Source organism: Neobacillus niacini, from assembly GCF_046591715.1.
Lineage (GTDB): Bacteria > Bacillota > Bacilli > Bacillales > Cytobacillaceae > Neobacillus > Neobacillus niacini_L.
In genome coordinates, this window is sequence record NZ_JAWVNQ010000004.1 from 411,774 (window position 1) to 429,358 (window position 17,585).

At 38.2% G+C, this 17,585-nt stretch carries 17 protein-coding genes; 6 read left to right on the forward strand and 11 right to left on the reverse strand.

The genetic code is table 11. From position 1 onward, the window contains the following. The first annotated feature begins 9 nt into the window (after positions 1-9). Together SFC47_RS14280 and SFC47_RS14285 are read left to right on the forward strand one after the other, a co-directional pair. Complete coding sequence (locus SFC47_RS14280; protein ID WP_411254957.1) at positions 10-162, forward strand: hypothetical protein; 153 nt, start codon at positions 10-12, stop codon at positions 160-162. Then, the gene (locus SFC47_RS14285) at positions 163-1,581 is read left to right on the forward strand and encodes a purine-cytosine permease family protein (RefSeq protein ID WP_411254958.1); all 1,419 of its coding nucleotides are present in this window, start codon (positions 163-165) and stop codon (positions 1,579-1,581) included. Positions 1,582-1,628: 47 nt separating this feature from the next. On the opposite strand, the gene SFC47_RS14290 is transcribed toward SFC47_RS14285, so the two are convergent. Then, positions 1,629-2,414 carry an HAD family hydrolase gene (locus SFC47_RS14290; protein WP_411254959.1) on the reverse strand — a complete coding sequence of 262 codons (786 nt, stop codon included), beginning with the start codon at positions 2,412-2,414 and terminating at the stop codon, positions 1,629-1,631. Positions 2,415-2,606: 192 nt separating this feature from the next. Between SFC47_RS14290 and SFC47_RS14295 the strand changes: the two genes are divergently transcribed. The 3 genes from SFC47_RS14295 (at position 2,607) to SFC47_RS14305 (ending at position 6,689) form a co-directional block, all read left to right on the forward strand. After that, complete coding sequence (locus SFC47_RS14295; protein WP_411254960.1) at positions 2,607-4,343, forward strand: LytS/YhcK type 5TM receptor domain-containing protein; 1,737 nt, start codon at positions 2,607-2,609, stop codon at positions 4,341-4,343. Continuing rightward, on the forward strand, positions 4,344-5,075 hold the full coding sequence (locus tag SFC47_RS14300) for a LytR/AlgR family response regulator transcription factor (RefSeq protein WP_411254962.1): 732 nt from the start codon (positions 4,344-4,346) through the stop codon (positions 5,073-5,075). A 165-nt stretch (positions 5,076-5,240) separates the two neighbouring features. Next, positions 5,241-6,689, forward strand: a complete 1,449-nt coding sequence (locus tag SFC47_RS14305; RefSeq protein WP_411254963.1) for a carbon starvation CstA family protein — start codon at positions 5,241-5,243, stop codon at positions 6,687-6,689. Between the two features lie 54 nt (positions 6,690-6,743). Here SFC47_RS14305 and SFC47_RS14310 read toward each other — a convergent pair whose 3' ends face one another. The 8 genes from SFC47_RS14310 to SFC47_RS14345 form a co-directional block, all read right to left on the reverse strand. Beyond that, on the reverse strand, positions 6,744-7,415 hold the full coding sequence (locus SFC47_RS14310; protein WP_411254964.1) for a BsuPI-related putative proteinase inhibitor: 672 nt from the start codon (positions 7,413-7,415) through the stop codon (positions 6,744-6,746). Between the two features lie 134 nt (positions 7,416-7,549). Further along, positions 7,550-8,257, reverse strand: a complete 708-nt coding sequence (locus SFC47_RS14315) for an ABC transporter ATP-binding protein (protein ID WP_411254965.1) — start codon at positions 8,255-8,257, stop codon at positions 7,550-7,552. After that, positions 8,250-9,032, reverse strand: coding sequence for an ABC transporter ATP-binding protein (locus tag SFC47_RS14320; RefSeq protein ID WP_411254966.1), 783 nt, complete (start codon positions 9,030-9,032; stop codon positions 8,250-8,252). Before SFC47_RS14320 ends, SFC47_RS14315 begins: the two co-directional genes overlap by 8 nt. Before the next feature lies 1 nt (position 9,033). Next, positions 9,034-9,972 carry a branched-chain amino acid ABC transporter permease gene (locus SFC47_RS14325; protein WP_411254967.1) on the reverse strand — a complete coding sequence of 313 codons (939 nt, stop codon included), beginning with the start codon at positions 9,970-9,972 and terminating at the stop codon, positions 9,034-9,036. A 13-nt stretch (positions 9,973-9,985) separates the two neighbouring features. Continuing rightward, positions 9,986-10,864: a branched-chain amino acid ABC transporter permease gene (locus SFC47_RS14330; protein ID WP_411254968.1), complete on the reverse strand. Its 879-nt coding sequence runs from the start codon at positions 10,862-10,864 to the stop codon at positions 9,986-9,988. An 85-nt stretch (positions 10,865-10,949) separates the two neighbouring features. Beyond that, entirely contained in the window at positions 10,950-12,131 is a 1,182-nt protein-coding gene (locus SFC47_RS14335; RefSeq protein WP_411254969.1) for an ABC transporter substrate-binding protein, read from the reverse strand. Between the two features lie 350 nt (positions 12,132-12,481). Next, on the reverse strand, positions 12,482-12,631 hold the full coding sequence (locus SFC47_RS14340; RefSeq protein WP_221826301.1) for a YpzG family protein: 150 nt from the start codon (positions 12,629-12,631) through the stop codon (positions 12,482-12,484). A 127-nt stretch (positions 12,632-12,758) separates the two neighbouring features. Further along, on the reverse strand, positions 12,759-13,979 hold the full coding sequence (locus tag SFC47_RS14345) for a DUF438 domain-containing protein (protein WP_411254970.1): 1,221 nt from the start codon (positions 13,977-13,979) through the stop codon (positions 12,759-12,761). Between the two features lie 302 nt (positions 13,980-14,281). Here SFC47_RS14345 and SFC47_RS14350 point away from each other — a divergent pair, with 302 nt between their 5' ends. Beyond that, on the forward strand, positions 14,282-15,259 hold the full coding sequence (locus tag SFC47_RS14350; RefSeq protein ID WP_411254971.1) for a ring-cleaving dioxygenase: 978 nt from the start codon (positions 14,282-14,284) through the stop codon (positions 15,257-15,259). 80 nt (positions 15,260-15,339) lie between these two features. Here SFC47_RS14350 and map read toward each other — a convergent pair whose 3' ends face one another. Together map and SFC47_RS14360 are read right to left on the reverse strand one after the other, a co-directional pair. Further along, positions 15,340-16,083 (reverse strand): type I methionyl aminopeptidase, encoded by a 744-nt coding sequence (gene map / locus SFC47_RS14355; RefSeq protein ID WP_411254972.1) that lies wholly within the window; start codon positions 16,081-16,083, stop codon positions 15,340-15,342. 407 nt (positions 16,084-16,490) lie between these two features. Continuing rightward, on the reverse strand, positions 16,491-17,333 hold the full coding sequence (locus tag SFC47_RS14360) for a pentapeptide repeat-containing protein (protein WP_411254973.1): 843 nt from the start codon (positions 17,331-17,333) through the stop codon (positions 16,491-16,493). Positions 17,334-17,585 lie beyond the last annotated feature (252 nt).

Genomic DNA, 17,585 nt, shown 5'->3' on the forward strand with positions numbered 1-17,585 from the left:
TACATTGTAATGGGGAATAAGGATATGCTCCCAGAAGAACGATTAGAAGCCATTACGTCAGAGGAAAATCAGGGCGGTGACCTAAAGAAAATAGATTATCTCTATTACTTTCTGTTAGGTGTAGTTTTTCCTGGCTTACTTCTTGTTTGGGGCTGGTATTAAATGAATGCCCAAGAACAACATGAAACGGAAAATGCTTATCCGCTGCTTCCGCATGAACGAATTTGGCGACCTCGTGACCTCATGCTGGTGTCGATTAGTACATCAGTCGCCACTTGGTGTTTTTTAATGGGAGGTTTTGTTGGTAATTATTTGAATGCAAAAATGGGAATTGCTGCATTAATAGCAGGTTCCATGATCGGTATGCTGTTAATCTCTCTTGCCGTGATTCCAGCAACAGCAAAATACGGCATTGAAAGTGTTACTTCTACAAAGCCATTTTTTGGGAACCGCGGCTGGGTCCTCGCATTAATCCTTCAGTATTTATCTGTAATTGGCTGGAATTCCATTCTCCTGATATTCTTTGCAAAATCAGCCACCCGAATGCTGGTGATAACGGGTATGGTTGATGAATCCATGGGTCCATTCTCTATAAGCATGCTGTCGGTCCTAGCCGTAGTAACGATCTGGTTTCTGTTGAAACGAGGTGCTAATGCTGTTAAACATTTATCGGCCGTCCTTGCAATGCTCATTATTTTAGTAGGTATTTGGATATTTTATATGATTGTAAAAAACTTTGGTTTCCAAGCGATTATCACAGCATCGCCTTTGGTACCCTCAGGTGATCCATTATGGAATTACACCACAGGAATCGAGGTGGGTATCGTTAGTTTAATGGCTTGGTGGCCTTATGTTGGCGCTATTGTGAGAATTTCTCCAAAAACGAGTCAAACAACGATCCCTTCAATGCTGGGATTGGGTTTGCCAGTAGCGATTATGAGCATTATCGGACTTTTATCGGTATTATTAATTGGTGATTCTGACCCAACCAGCTGGATGGTAGAATTGGGGGGCGTTGCTTATGGCAGCATTGCCTTATCTTTTATTGCTTTTGCTAACTTTGGTTCAGCGGTGATAGGTGTCTATATTTCTTGTATTGGGCTGCGAAATGTAGAAAGTATTAGAAAGAAATCATGGAACCTGACTACCATGGCGGCGTTGATTCCAGTAGGATTAGTGGCGATTATTATACCTGAATTGTTTTTTTCGAAATTTGGTAATTTCTTAGCCTCTCTAGGTGTGATATTTGCCCCTTTAGTTGGTATTCAAATCATCGATTATTTTGTTTTCCGAAAAAGAAATCTAACTATTAAAGAATTGTACAATTCTAGTTCAACCTCGTCTTATCACTTTTTTAAGGGCTGGAACCCCGCAAGTATCATTGCGTTACTTTGCGGTTTTATTACTTATTTTTATTTATTGAATCCTATTACGTATGTATCGAGAGCGCCCTATCAATACTTAACCGCTGCCCTGCCTACCATGGCAGTCGGCGCTATCGTATATTGGGTTATAACTCGGTTTGTCATCATTCCATTAGGATGGGGCGGGTATCCGAAAGCCAATAAACAAAAAGGCTGACCAAGAGTCTAGTAGACTTTTGAGCAGCCTTTTATTCATCTTATTGTTTACCTAAGTTCATCCAGCAGTGGAAAAAGTTCTTCCAGGTGTTGAATTTCATAGTTTGGAATAACTTCATTTCGCTCTTTATCGTGTCGGTTAATCCATACAGACTTAATCCCTGCTCGATTGGCACCAAGAATATCAGTCATTAAGTTATCCCCCACCATGAGGACTTCATCCTTCTCTAATCCCATTAGTGACAGAGCATGCTCAAATATCCTCGGATCTGGCTTTCCTCTTCCAAAAGCACCTGAAATCACAATTTGGTCAAAATAAGGAACAAGTTCTGGTGTAATCGATAGTTTGGTATTCTGCAGATCTGGGGACCCGTTAGTTAAAAGAAGCAATTGGTACTTCCCTTTTAATGAGTCTAGTATAGTAAACGTTTCTTCATACACGAATGGTAAGCTGCTGCGCTCCTGGGGGAACCTTTCCGCTAATTCATGTCCAAATTCCTGGTCATCTATTCCCAATGCCGCAAGACCTGCCGTCCAAGCATCTTTTCGATAACCAGGGACAATTTCTTTCATTTTCCTAAAATCTTCATGATCATCTAAAAAATTACCCCATAATCCTTCAAAAGGATTGATTCCAATCATTTGTGTAAATGAGTATGTCTCATAGGAGGAGTATAGATTTCTTGCTGCCTCCCGAACGGCTTCTTCTAACTCATTTGGGTCTACTCCATAGCGTTCCTCCGCGACCTTACAAGTAGCAACAAATGCTTCCTTAATACTTTTTTGATCCCAAAGCAGTGTATCATCTAAATCGAAAAAAATTGCCTTTATCATATCCGACGCATCACCTTTCGACAAATATATTTTACTAGTTTACCATTATTTAAATTAAAAGAATATTCTTTCTTAAAATAAAAAGGATTCTGGAGTTGAAATATGTTAATTACTATTCCGAATATTTTTAATACTGGTATAATAAATACGAATATAGACTAGTTGAAACTAAACCCAAAAAGGGGATTTAACATGTTGACGTTGTTGATTACCATGGTCGAACGGTTAGGGATACTTGTGATGATTGCTTTTATTTTGACCAGGTTTCCCTTCTTTCGCGATATGATCTATCAAGAGAAATTAAATCATAGACAGCAGTTGACTGCGATTATTTTCTTTGGTTTTTTCGGGATTATTGGGACGTATTCTGGTTTGACACTCAGCACTAATAACCTAGAAATCAGCCGGTGGACTTCGGATTTGAATGCCGATGAGGCGATTGCCAATTCACGAGTAATCGGAGTTGTGTTGGCCGGTCTCCTTGGCGGCTATAAAGTCGGACTTGGTGCAGGATTAATTGCGGGAATTCACCGTTTTACCTTAGGAGGCTTCACAGGGATAGCCTGTGGTCTTGCCACTATTATCGCAGGGGTTCTTTCGGGAGTGTTCTATCGAAAAAATAAAATAGTTAAACTTAAGAAAGCTTTTTTCATTGGTGCTCTTGCAGAAATGCTGCAAATGGGAGTCATACTCCTTCTTGCCCGTCCACTAGAAAAGGCGTGGACCTTAGTAGAAATCATTGGAATGCCAATGATTCTCGCAAACGGATTGGGATGTGCACTATTTCTTCTTATTATTAAAAGTGTTATTAATGAAGAAGAAAAAGCGGGCGCCATGCAGGCTCAAAAGACATTAAGAATTGCTGAAAAAACCCTTTCTTATCTAAGAAACGGACTTACTACCAATTCTGCTAAAATCGTCTGCCATATTTTACATAATGAACTGAATACACGAGCAGTAGCAATGACAAACCTTTCAGAAATATTAGCTCATGTTGGACTTGGTCATGATCATCATCGTTCAGATAGTCCCATTCAAACCGAAATTACGATGGAGGCCATTAACAAGGGAGAGATCATAATAGCAAACCAGCATTCTATACACTGCCGAGTTAATGGCTGTCCACTCGGTGCCGCTGTAATCGCACCTTTAAAGCAAAGAGGAGAAATCATTGGGACTCTTAAGTTCTATTTTCGTACCGAGAAAGAAATCACCCCTGTTACAATGGAACTGATTGCGGGACTCAGTTCACTATTAAGTAATCAGCTTGAACTCGCTGATGCTGACAAGTCGTATCAACTTGCCAGGGAAGCAGAAATCAAGGCGCTTCAAGCACAAATCAGCCCGCATTTTCTGTTTAACACGCTAAATACCATTCTTTCACTTGTTCGCGTCGACCCTGCTAAGGCAAGAAAACTGCTTGTCTCATTGTCTCATTTCTTGCGCCAGAATTTATCTGTCACCACTCAAAACGTAACAACCTTAGAACAGGAATTAAAGCATGTGAAAGCTTATTTAGCAATTGAAGAAGCTAGATTTACAGATAAATTGAAAGTCGTTTATGATATCGAGGAATGCGCCCTTTTGGAGACGATTCCTCCACTCACCCTTCAGCCAATTGTTGAGAATGCAATTAAACATGGTATGAAGGATACCGAAAGAGACGGCATAGTAAAAATCAGTATTCATAAACAAAATCGGGCAGCCTTTGTAAAGGTAGAGGATAACGGAAGTGGAATGAGTGAGGAGCGCTCGAATCAAATATGTAAAACTCCAATCTCTTCAGAAGTAGGAAACGGCCTAGCCTTATACAACGTTAACCGCAGGCTGACAATTATGTATGGTAACTCTTCAGGACTTCAAATCAAGAGTCAGCTAAATAAAGGAACCGAAATTTGTTTTTCTGTCCCATGTGAGGAGGTAAGTTAAATGGAAACATCTATTCGAGTACTCATAGTGGATGATGAACCTTACAGCCGTGATGAATTAAAACATCTATTAGGAGGCTTTCCAGGTATAAAAGTGGTTGGTGAAGCTGAATCTGGTGAATCCGCCATTATGAATGCGATACAACTGCACCCTGATGTGGTCTTCTTGGATGTAGAAATGCCAAAAATGAATGGTATGAATACTGCTAAAGCAATGATGGAACTAAAAAAAGCTCCATTGGTTGTCTTTGCTACCGCCTATCCACAATTTGCAGCGGAAGCCTTTCGATATAACGCCATTGATTACCTTTTAAAACCCTATGATGAAGAACAATTACAGGAAACCATTAACCGTATCGAGAAAAACCTAGCGACACCAATGGAAAAAGATATTGGAAAACCTTCAGCAAAGCTCGCTGTCGAGGCAGATGGTGAAATTATTTATTTAGAACCAAAAGAGATCCTCTATATTGTCAGAGACGATAAGATAACAAAAATCATTACAAAAACAAGTGAATTTGAGACCAAGACACCGCTTAAAGATCTTGAAAGCAGACTAGTAAACTATGGATTTTTTAGAATTCACAAGAGCTTTCTTGTTAATTTAGACATGGTTAATCGTTTGTCGCCATGGTTTAACGGTGCTTATCAGCTGGAGATTGAAGGAAGGAAAGAATTGCTATCGGTCAGCAGGAATTATGTGAAATCATTAAGGTCTAGATTAGAAATATAACCAATAGGTTTTAGCTATTCTAAATCGTTTTGCATCTTAATACAGCTGACGTGCATGATATCCTTGTTTTTCTACCTTTTAATCTAGAATTGCTCTTTTCCTCCTCTTAGTCTTTTAAACTAATATTGAAAACGTATTCATCAATTGAAAAAGGAGGAGTAGAATTTGTATACTTTTTTAGCAGGAATCGCACTTTTAATTATTGGTTATTTCACTTATGGTAAATTTATTGAAAAAATGTTTGGAGTTAAGGAAGACCGAGCAACGCCCGCCTATGTTAATAATGATGGCGTTGATTATGTCCCGATGAGTACACCTAAAAATTCCTTAATACAATTATTAAACATTGCTGGAACTGGGCCGGTTTTTGGACCTATAATGGGAGCTCTTTATGGGCCGGCAGCCTTTATCTGGATTGTCATTGGCTGTATTTTTGCAGGAGCAGTCCATGATTACTTAACGGGGATGATTTCTATTCGCAATCGAGGTGCACATTTACCAGAGCTTGCGAGTAAATTTTTAGGAAAAGTAATGAAGCATGTAGTAAATGCTTTTGCTGTCCTGCTTCTGTTGTTAGTAGGTACGGTATTTGTTTCAACTCCAGCCAGCCTGCTTCATGTTTTAATGGATGGAAAAATTGCCTTAGGGATTATCATCACAGCCATTTTCATTTATTATATCGCAGCAACACTCCTGCCAGTTGATAAAGTCATAGGCCGTCTTTATCCATACTTTGGGGCATTGCTTTTAATCAGTGCTTTAGGAGTAGGAATTGGCATGGTTGTTACGGGGGCACCCATACCTGAATTATCATTGACTAATTTCCACCCTGCTAATGCACCAATTTTACCTTTGTTATTTTTTACAATTTCATGCGGCGCACTTTCCGGATTCCATGCGACACAAACACCGATTATTTCACGTACTACACAAAATGAAAAACAAGGACGTAAAATTTTCTACGGGATGATGATCACAGAAGGAATCATCGCCATGATTTGGGCAGCGGCAGGAATGAGCTTATTCAATGGCTACAATGGATTAAATGACATTTTAGCTGCAGGCGGGCCTGGTGCGGTTGTCAGCCAAGCATCTACTGCTATGCTTGGAGCGATTGGCGGAACACTTGCTGTTCTTGGAGTAGTTGTACTGCCGATCACATCTGGGGACACAGCATTCCGCAGTGCGCGTATGATTATTGCTGAATACCTAAACATTGCTCAAAAGAAATTTTCAAGTCGTTTATGGATTGCAGTGCCATTATTCGTTATTTCAGCTATTCTAACACAAATTGACTTTAACTTATTATGGAGGTACTTCAGCTGGGCCAACCAGGCTACGGCCGTAATAGCCCTCTTTGTCGGTGCCATGTATTTGTATATTGCTAGGAAAAATTACTATGTTGCCCTAGTGCCAGGTTCCTTCATGTTAGTGATGGTTATAACGTATATATTAAATGCACAAATTGGATTTGGCTTATCAATGAATACTTCTTGGATCGGCGGCTTTATTGGTGCAGCTATACTAATCGGGTTATTTTTCCGTGCCGCAAAAAAGGCAAGAGCCAATAATCTGCCTCTGGAAGATGACGTATCTGGCTGGAAGGCAGCTTAAGAGTCAATTTTGGTAATATGAAAGGGCACGCAGCTTAGCGTGCCCTTCTTATAGTTAGTTTCCCAACAAAAATCGCTCAATCGTCTTTTGTATTTCATTTTCTGTAAAGATAAATGTAATTTCACTGCCATCTTTCATAGATGGCAATTGACCAATGGCTTCTTCAGTTAATTGAAATGCTACCTTTTCGCCCTTAACATCAACCTCAACAGTATGGGGATCCATTTGACCAACAAGGATTCCTGAAGTTTTGTTATATAAGGATTTTTCAACAATTAAATCTGTTACCACCTTTGCCTGTTCTTCCTTTGCTGTTAAAAACACCTCAATCCTGTAAGTGCCATTATAAAGGTCAGAAATGGCAAACGAGTTTTGAATTTCTTGATTATTCTCTATTGTCATCTCGCTGATTGCCTGTGTAGCCATGACTTCCTCAGAATATTGTTTAATCTTTTTTCCTTTTTCATCATAGATAATGTAATCAGCTTGAAGTCCTGTAAGGAACGACAGTTTTTGAGGCTCTCCCGATAAATTTTTCACTTTATAATTTATAATGATAGAATTGTTATCTTCTTTTGTTTCAATGGATGGGTGGAATCTTGCAACAATATCATTTTGCTTTGGATTCTCCTCACGGTTCTCTTCTTTCACACCTTCGCCGTTCTGGTTTGTATCATTTCCCGATCCACAAGCACTTAAAATGCCAGCTGCTAATAGAATTATCATCAACTTTTTGTATAGCATAATTAAAAAACTCCTTTTAATCGTATTACCTTAATAGTCGCTTAAAAGGAGTTTAGAGTTACACAAATATCATTTTTTGTTACAATACTTTTCTAATATTTTATACCATTCTAATCCTATAGGCCTCCAAGGTAAGCTTTCTTAATTTCTTCACTTGCCTGTAACTCTGCTGCTGTTCCAGAGATCTCGACCCTGCCAGTTTCAATAACATAGGCACGGTCTGCTACGGATAATGCCATATTCGCATTTTGTTCCACCAGCAGGATTGTTGTTCCATCTTGGTTGATTTTCTCAATGATTTGAAAAATCGTTTTTACCATTAACGGAGCCAGTCCCATCGACGGCTCATCGAGTAATAGAAGCCTTGGCTTAGCCATTATCGCTCTTCCCATCGCCAGCATTTGCTGTTCACCGCCAGATAATGTTCCTGATAATTGCTTCCGGCGTTCTTGCAGTCTTGGAAAAAGTTCGTAAACGCTTTGAATATCATTGCGGATTCCGGCGTTATCTTTTCTTAAATAAGCACCTAATTCCAGATTTTCCTCTACACTCATATTTGCAAATACACGACGTCCCTCAGGTACATGAGAAATACCCACCTTGACAATAGACTGCGGAGCCTTGCCTGCAATCGAACGATTTAAGTACTCAATTGAACCTGATTTTGGTTTCAAGAGCCCAGACAAAGTCTTAAGCAAGGTACTTTTCCCTGCTCCGTTTGCCCCGATTAACGTCACAATTTCCCCTTCATTGATTTCTAAGGAAACACCTTTAAGAGCATGAATATTTCCATAAAAAACATCAATATCATTCACTTTAAGCATGGGTGCCTGTCACTTCCTCTCCTAGGTAGGCTTCGATCACCTTTGGATGATTACGAATCACATCCGGTGTTCCCTCCGCAATCAGTTGTCCATGGTCTAACACATAAATTCTTTCACAAATCCCCATAACCAAGGCCATGTCATGTTCAATGAGGAGAATGGTTAAATCAAACTGTTTTCGAATAAAAGCAATTAATTCCATCAGCTCATGTGTTTCCTGGGGGTTCATCCCAGCAGCAGGTTCATCGAGCAGCAATAATTTTGGACTTGCTGCCAATGCCCTGGCAATTTCCAATCTACGCTGCTGACCGTAGGGTAAATTCTTGGCCTTTTCGTCTTTATAACGGTCCAATTGAAAAATCTTTAAAAACTCTAGAGATTTTTCTTCCATTACCTTTTCCTCTGAGAAATGGGAAGGGAGACGAAAGATGGAGCTTAATATAGAATGCTTCGCTAAAGAATGATAAGCCACCTTTACATTATCTAAAACAGATAATTCGCTAAAAAGCCGGATATTTTGAAACGTACGGCTGATTCCATTACGTGTTACTTGGTAGGGTGCAAGTCCATTTAACCTTTTGCCATCGAATAAAATGTCACCCTCTGTGGGTACATATACGCCCGTTAACAAATTAAAGCTCGTTGTTTTCCCTGCTCCATTCGGGCCAATCAAACCTACCAATTCACCCTGTTTTAGTTCCATATTAAATCCTGAAACTGCCTTTAGACCGCCAAACTGAATTCCAGCATTTTTAACCTGCAGCAGCGCTCCCATGTTAAATTCCTCCTTTCGCACTATTCTTTTTTCCAAAGAAATCTGTAATCTCTCGGGTACCCATTAACCCTTGTGGACGGTAAAGCATGACTACCACTAATACCACACTATAAATAATCATTCGAGTCTCAGGATATTGCTGCAAGAATGTTGAGATAATTGTTAATAATATTGCAGAAATCACGGAACCCGATAAACTGCCAAGTCCGCCTAGAACAACGAATATTAAAATATCAAATGATTTTAAGAAACCGAAATTAGTCGGCTGAATAATGTAAAAATTATGAGCAAACAAGCCGCCGGCAATTCCGGCAAAGAATGAACCAATGGCGAAAGCACAAACTTTGTAAAATGTCGTATTAATTCCCATTGCATCTGCCGCAATTTCATTTTCCCGAATCGCTATACACGCTCTGCCATGACGCGAGTTGGTAAAATTCGATATTACGAGAATCGTGATGACAAGACATACAAATGCGCTTGTCCATGTTGTCATATTAGAAACCATCATTCCAGCAGCGCCGCCAACATACTCAATATTTAGGAAGACAATTCTAATAATCTCACCAAAGCCTAATGTTGCAATAGCCAGGTAATCTCCTCGTAATCTTAAAGTAGGTATACCAACAAGCAGTCCTGCTAATGCTGCTACAATTCCTCCAATGATGATCGCTAACACGAACGGCAGTTCAAATTTCATCGTTATTATTGCTGAAACATAGGCACCAACAGCAAGGAAACCAGCATGTCCAATTGAAAATTGTCCAGTAATCCCAATGACCAAGTGAAGGCTCACTGCTAAAATAATGTTAATAATCATTAAGGTTAACATATTGCTATAAAAAGCATTTAATATGCCTGTTTGAATTAAGGCTTGGCCAATTCCATAGATAACGCCTGCTAAAATGAGAAATAGCCAGAATTTATTTGCTTTTTTCATCTGTCTATCTCACCTACACTTTCTCTCTTGTATTTTTACCAAAGATGCCTGTTGGTCTAAAGAATAGAATAAGGATTAAAATGATAAACGCTGCTGCATCTCTCCATAAGGAAAAGCCTAAGGCACTTACAATCGATTCAACAACCCCTAAAATAAGTCCGCCAACCATGGCTCCTGGGATAATTCCAATTCCACCTAATACCGCCGCAACAAATGCCTTTAATCCAGGGATAATTCCCATTAGCGGCTCGATTTTTGTGTAATAAACACCAAAAATGACACCAGCTGCTCCAGCAAGTGCAGAACCAATCGCAAATGTATAGGAAATGGTTCTGTCTACATTAATACCCATTAATCGCGCTGCATCTATGTCATGTGACACTGCCCGCATTGCTTTACCGACCTTAGTACGATGAACAATAATTTGTAGAATTATCATAAGGCCAAGTGACACAGCTAAGATAAAAAGGGACTGACTATTAATTTGTGCACCAAACAAGTTAAATGTAGTGCTCGGTAAAACATTCTCAGGGTACGCCTCAGGCTGGGCTCCTCGGGCGTAAATCACTCCGTATTCAATTAGCAATGACATTCCAATTGCTGTAATTAAGGCTGCAATTCTAGTCGCATTTCGAAGACGTTTATAAGCAATTCTTTCGATCAATACACCAAATACAGCACAAAAGGCCATTGATAATAATAATGCTGGAAAGAAGCCCAGCCCCCATCCCTTAATCGCATAAAACCCTACGAACGCACCTACCATAAAAACATCACCATGAGCAAAGTTAATTAGTTTTATGATTCCATAAACCATGGTATAGCCTAATGCGATTAAGGCATAGATGCTTCCGAGTGAAATTCCGTTTATCAATTGTTGTAACCACTCCATGTTCTCACTCCTTTTTCTTCCATAAATAGTTCTTAATAAAAGTAAAATGGAAGGAGTATCCTTCCATTCTACTTAACTAGTATTTTTAAGGATTTACTTTTGTGTTAAACACTTGTTTACCATCTTTGTATTCTAAAATCGTAGCTGTTTTAATTGGATGATGATTTTCATCAATCGTTACTACTCCTGTAACAAGGCTTAAATCTTTTGTTTTCGCTAATTCTTCCTGAATCTTACTTGAATCTGTGCTTCCAGCACGCTTAACGGCATCCGCTAAGAAGTAAACTGTGTCATAGCCAAGTGCATTGAAGGCATTAGGTGCATCACCATTGTTCTTATCCTTAAATGCTGTTACAAAGTTTTGTACCTTTTCATCTGGATCTTCAGATGAGTAATGATTGATTAGGTAAGTATTATTTAATGCTTCCGCTCCTGCTAAATCAACTAACTTAGGAGAATCCCAGCCATCGGCACCCACTAATGGAACATCGATTCCTAATTCACGTGCCTGCTTTACAATTAAGCCAACCTCTTCATAATATCCTGGGATAAAAATGAATGATGGATTTTTTGATTTAATTCGAGTTAATGTTGCACGGAAATCTGTATCCTTTGCTACATACGCTTCTTCTGCAACCACTTTTCCGCCTGCTGCTTCAAAAGTTTCCTTGAAAGCGTCTGATAAACCTTTCGCATAATCACTAGAGTTGTCAGCAAAAATTGCAGCGTCCTTGATATTTAACGTATCTAAAGCAAAATTTGCAGCAACTGTCCCTTGGAACGGATCAATGAAAGAAGTACGGAATACAAATTCTCTAACTTTCCCTTTTTCATCCACAGTAACAGTTGGGCTTGTCCCTCCTGGAGCGATAAGAACAGTCTTTGTATCGTTTGCAATCTGAGCCTGTGCAACTGTATTACCGCTAGTTGCTGCTCCAATAACAGCCGTTACCTTGTCTTGGCTTGTTAATTTGATAATACCGTTTGTCGCCTCTGCTGCTTCAGATTTATTATCGACTTTCACTACATCAAATTTTTTACCATCTACTCCGCCATTTTTATTGATTTCATCAACAGCCATTTCAATCCCTTTTGCCATTGATTCCCCATAGGACGCAACATTACCGGAAAGCTCCAAATTCACACCCAGCTTAATGGTATCGGAATTGCCGCCCCCTGAACTTTCTTTCGCTCCTCCTGCACATCCTGCCAGCACCCCAGCAAAGATAGTAGAAGCCATAAACACACTAGCTAATTTCTTTTTCATGGTGTTTCCCCCTTTGTTTGAATTTTCAGATACTAATATTCATAGTTTAGTATCTTACTTAACCCCACGTTTTGTTTACTTCCTAAATTAATTAACATAAGTTATTGTAGTACTTTTTTCATTGCTAGTCTAGTATATTATTTCAATATTTCAGAACTTTTTATTTTTTATAAAAATTAAAGCGCTTTCTTTGGTATTATTAATAAATCTGCTCAATTCAATTTTTTAATATATAAAAATTACCACTAAATTATTATTCCATTTTATGTATTTTTCACTTGATATAAAATAGTAGAATAAAAAAAGAAAGAAGACCGATTCGTCTTCTCTCTTTTTCCCAGATGTATCCTTTACCACCTATGTGCCTTTGCATTTGATTTAGCGATAATGGTATGTTGAGAAATTCTTGTCTCTCCATTAACTTGAGAACTAGCACGCTTAGGCCGTGTCGAGTTTTTGAAAAACTTCAGAGAGTGTGGATCCAAATTTTGAGTACTCACAAAGAATCACCTCAATAGTTAGGATAGGATACTCTGATACGCGATATTACAGGAATATCAGTTATAGTATTTGGTTTAGGCTGTTTAAAAATACATGTATTTAACAAATTGTCTAATATGTTTAAGACTATGACATGATCCTTTTCTCACCGTCTATTGCTTTAATAGGATCAATATTTTGTGTAAATTCTAGTGTTCCAATGTAATTACCACTTTCATCTCTAACCGCAAAATAACGAATGTATACATATTTATCACGAAACTTAATCCAGAAGTCCTCTGTATCCTTCCTGCCTGCTTTAAAGTCTGCCAGCAATTCCTCCACCACATGTACACTTCTTGGGGGATGACAGTTTTGAACGGTACGACCTATAACTGCTTTTGTACGAGCAAAAATTCTTTCTTTACCATGTGAGAAGTAACGAACCACATCATCTTGATCTATAAAGGTGAGATCTACAGGCAAATGGTTTAAGAGTAATTCCAGCTGTTTTAAAGATAGTATTCCTGTCTCCATTTTTATATATCCTTCAGAGATGGCTTTCTCATCCAAGGCATGTCTTTCAGGCTTCCATACCTCTCTTGGTGCAATTAAACAATATCCAATTTCGTCACTTTCTCGTGCAATTTTCACCCATTCATCTTCGGTAAAATTGCTTAAAGCCATAGGGAAGAGTATGTTTTCTTCTCTGTAAATCATGGTAATAACTTCTTGAATTACAAATTTAATCACTTCAATGACAGCCTGTTTCTCCCCATGATAAGAAGCTAATTTTTTTCTTGCGTCTTTAATACCATCTCGTATAAAATCGTTAATCCGCCACATGTTGTTTGTTGGGCCATAAATGCCGTATGTTTCTAAATAAGGGAAGATTAAATTCTCTTTCCGGCTGTAATGCTTATCAATATCAAGCAATAAATTGATATCTTCCATAAGTAAAAGTACATTTTCTTGACTATCTTCCATCTCAAATTGATCTAAATGTACTTGTAGTTGAGTATTAACCAATTTATCTAACTCTTTATTTTCCAATACAAATGTGTGTATCGGGTGGCCTGGTTGTTCCTCTGGCTTACTTGTTTTATCAACTTCTTCGATTGCCCCTTTAAATATTTCTGTATGTTTTGCATGTAACCGGTGCATTTCTTCTACTGAAAGATCACCAAAATCATGCTGCAGCTGTGAAATTTCTTCAATTGTAATTTTTCCAATAAATGCATCAAAATGCGCTTTTACCTCATTTACATTTTTTCCATCGTGGAGGTCTTTGAAAATTTGCTTTAGGATAGCTTGTCGATTATTTGGGTCCTTCGTTAATTGTTCACGGTTATTAATTAATTCACTCATAGGGATTCTCCTTCGCATATTGCTGTATGAATTATGCAATTGATTATTAATCTCATACATAAAATAACACCTTTTAAAAAGTCTGTTTGTGATTAACATCATTGGTACAGAAATAAACTTTATAAATGTGATAAATTTAAGAACGAATTAAGGAGGTAAATTTGACAGCAATTATGATCCATGATATATTTACCTTGAATTAAAGATAAATGATTTCAAGATATTAAATATCCTCTTAACCTTTGATTGTCTTGGATTTTAAGGGAAAAATAAAAGAAGATATACAAAATGGAGGAATTCTTTTGAACCATTTAAAAGGGATACATCATGTAACAGCTATAACAAGCAGTGCCGAAAAGAATTATGAATTTTTCACTTATGTATTGGGAATGCGTCTTGTTAAAAAAACAGTAAATCAAGATGATATACAAACCTATCACCTGTTTTTCGCTGATGACACCGGCAGCCCAGGTACTGATATGACATTTTTCGATTTTCCTGGTATTCCAAAAGGCGTGCACGGAACAAATGAAATCTCAAAAACTTCCTTCCGTGTTCCAAGTGATGCAGCTATCGAATATTGGTTGAAGCGCTTTGACCGATTAAACGTTACCCATACCGGAATAAAAGAGCAATTTGGTAAAAAAACGTTATCGTTTGTTGATTTCGATGATCAACAATACCAATTAATTTCCGATGAAAATAATGATGGGGTTGCTTCAGGTGTACCATGGCAAAATGGTCCAATTCCATTGGAATTTGCAATTACCGGGTTAGGTCCTATTTTCGTACGAGTGGCTAATTTTGATTACTTTAAAGAAATGATGGAAAAAGTCCTACTGTTTAAAGAGATTGACCAAGAAGGAGCCTTTCATTTATTTGAGACAGGCGAAGGAGGAAATGGTGCACAGGTAGTGGTTGAGCACAATGCGGTTTTACCACAGGCTCTGCAAGGATTCGGTACAGTTCACCACACAGCGTTTCGAGTTGAAAATCGTTCCGTTTTAGAGGAATGGGATCAACATATGCGTAACTTCGGATTCCAGACATCCGGATTTGTTGATCGATACTTTTTCGGCTCTTTATATTCTCGGGTAGCACCTCAAATTCTATTTGAATTTGCAACAGATGGTCCTGGATTTATGGGAGACGAACCTTACGAAACTCTTGGTGAGAAACTTTCGTTACCTCCATTCTTTGAAGCAAAACGAGACCAAATCGAAAGACTCGTACGTCCAATAAATACAGTTAGAAGCACCATAAATTTTAAAAAGGAATAAAAAAATGTGCGGACCCTTAGGGATCCGCATTTTTTTGATAAAAAAAGTGCCTTGCACATAAGCAGGCACTTGATCTTATATTATAGAGTTGTAATGATTGGTCCATTTTTCGTAAGAATAATGGTATGCTCGTACTGCGCAACAAAACTTTCTTCTGTTACATAAGTCCAATCGTCGCCCTCAACTTGAAAAACTTCTTCCTCTTTAGTTGAGATAAAGGGCTCGAATGCGATTACCATGCCTTCCTTTAAAAGTTCGTCATCCCATGTATCATGGTAATTATAGATATGATCTGGAGCTTCATGAATTCTTCGGCCAATTCCGTGTCCAGTTAGATTCATAATGACTGTTAATCCGTGCTGACGTGCTGTTTGGATGACAGCTTTTCCAATTCCACTCTTCTTAGAGCCAGGTTTTGCCTTCTTCAAGCCTGCTTCAAAAGCCAATTTTGCGACATCACAAATCTTTGTTAATATCGCCTCTCCTTCACCTACCACAAATGAAATACCTGTATCAGCGAAGTAACCATTCTTTGAACCGGAGACATCAATATTTACGATGTCACCTTCTTGAATGACCCTTTTACCTGGAATGCCATGTGCCACTTCTTCATTGACACTTATACATGTGTAGCCGGGGAAATCATATTCACCCTTTGGCGCAGAAATGGCACCAGCTTTTTCGAAAAGTTGTCCAGCTATATCGTCTAGTTCCTTTGTAGTTATGCCAGGTACCGTTCTTTGTACTAATTCATCTCTAATTTCGGCACAGATTTTGCCGATTTCTTTCAATGCTTTAAAATCTTCTTCTGTTTTTGCAATCATGTGTTTTCCCTACTTATCCTATTTTATCGTTGTAAACTTTCCGTTCTTATATTTTAGGCTTACTTATATTAAAAATTCAAGTATGTTTCCTTTTTGTATGGCTCTGTTAAAGCTGAATGTTGATTTTACTGTGCTTTTGGAAAATAAGCGGAGGATTTCTGTTTATTTTGAAAAATACCCAAATTTACTTAAAAATAAAAGGAGTTTTTCCACTTATTGGATCAAAAACCTTGGATTCCGTCTTATTTTTAGCAATTAACTGGAATTTCTCCGCTTATATTTGACTCATAAGCTTCCTCTAAATACAATAGCCGGAAAATCTCCGCCTATGTATTCTTAAGGCTATATGAAAATCAACAACGAATAACAACATAACCTTTTGTATAGAATGGATTGATTCCTAGAACCTATTTTCCTTGCAGCCAATGGGCTGGTGTCACTAATGGTGCTGGTAATTTTGTATGTTTATTCCCCTTTGCTGCGTTTACTTGAGCTTGAGTAAGAAAGATACTCCCAGTTAGATTAGCCCCGCTAATATCCGCATCCCTAAAATCAGCGCCGATGACATCACTCCATCGGAGGTCAGCGTTCCTAAGATCTGCAGCTATAAGTAAAGCACCTCTTAGATTTGCTCCCTTTAAATCCGCACCTTTTAACTTTGCACCTAAATAATCCATTCCCCGTCTTGTGTTTTTTTTACTTTTAGGTACTTGAGCACGAACCAATTCACTTGCATGAATGAGTAACTTGTTTACCTTTGCTCTATGGTCGGCAACATCAATACTAAGAATATACTTTGGACTCTTATTGATTAGATTTTCTGTATCTTTAATAATTTGTTTTACTTCTTTATGAATTGATTTAGCTGCATCAATTGTTAGTACTTCATTTAAGTACCAAAGCATTTCATGGAGTTGCTGTACAATCGGATAAACATCAAACATTTCTTGCGCTATTTCTTTGTTCGAGAGCCAATCAATACCTCTATATATTACTTTTGATACCTTTTGTCCAGCTCCAAAACATTCATAAGCCGAGCAGCCCCGAAATCCTTTATTCCGAAGGTCCTTATGTATACCGCATAGGTAATCCGTTTGCAGGTTACGACAAGGAGTTCCTCCGTCTTTGTCAAAGGCGAAATCAGCTGATTTAGAATATGGTAAAGCTACACAGCATAAACCAAAGCAATTTGCACAATCTGCACGTAAATCTTTTAAAATATTGTCGTCTACTGTAAAGGTACTAGACAATATAAGCACTTCCTTCTATATTAAAACTCACTTCATGTCATTTGGATAAAATTTATCTTATCACAGAAGATACATTTATGTCTTTTCTTTTGACTATCAAAAAATTAAACATTAATAATATGTATTCTGAGGGATTCTATTTTGTTTTATTTACCAGCCTTTAGTTACTTAGGACAACACAACAAAGCACAACCCTAATCAGGTTGTGCTTTGTTTGCCTGGCAACGTCCTACTCTCACAGGGACTTTCGTC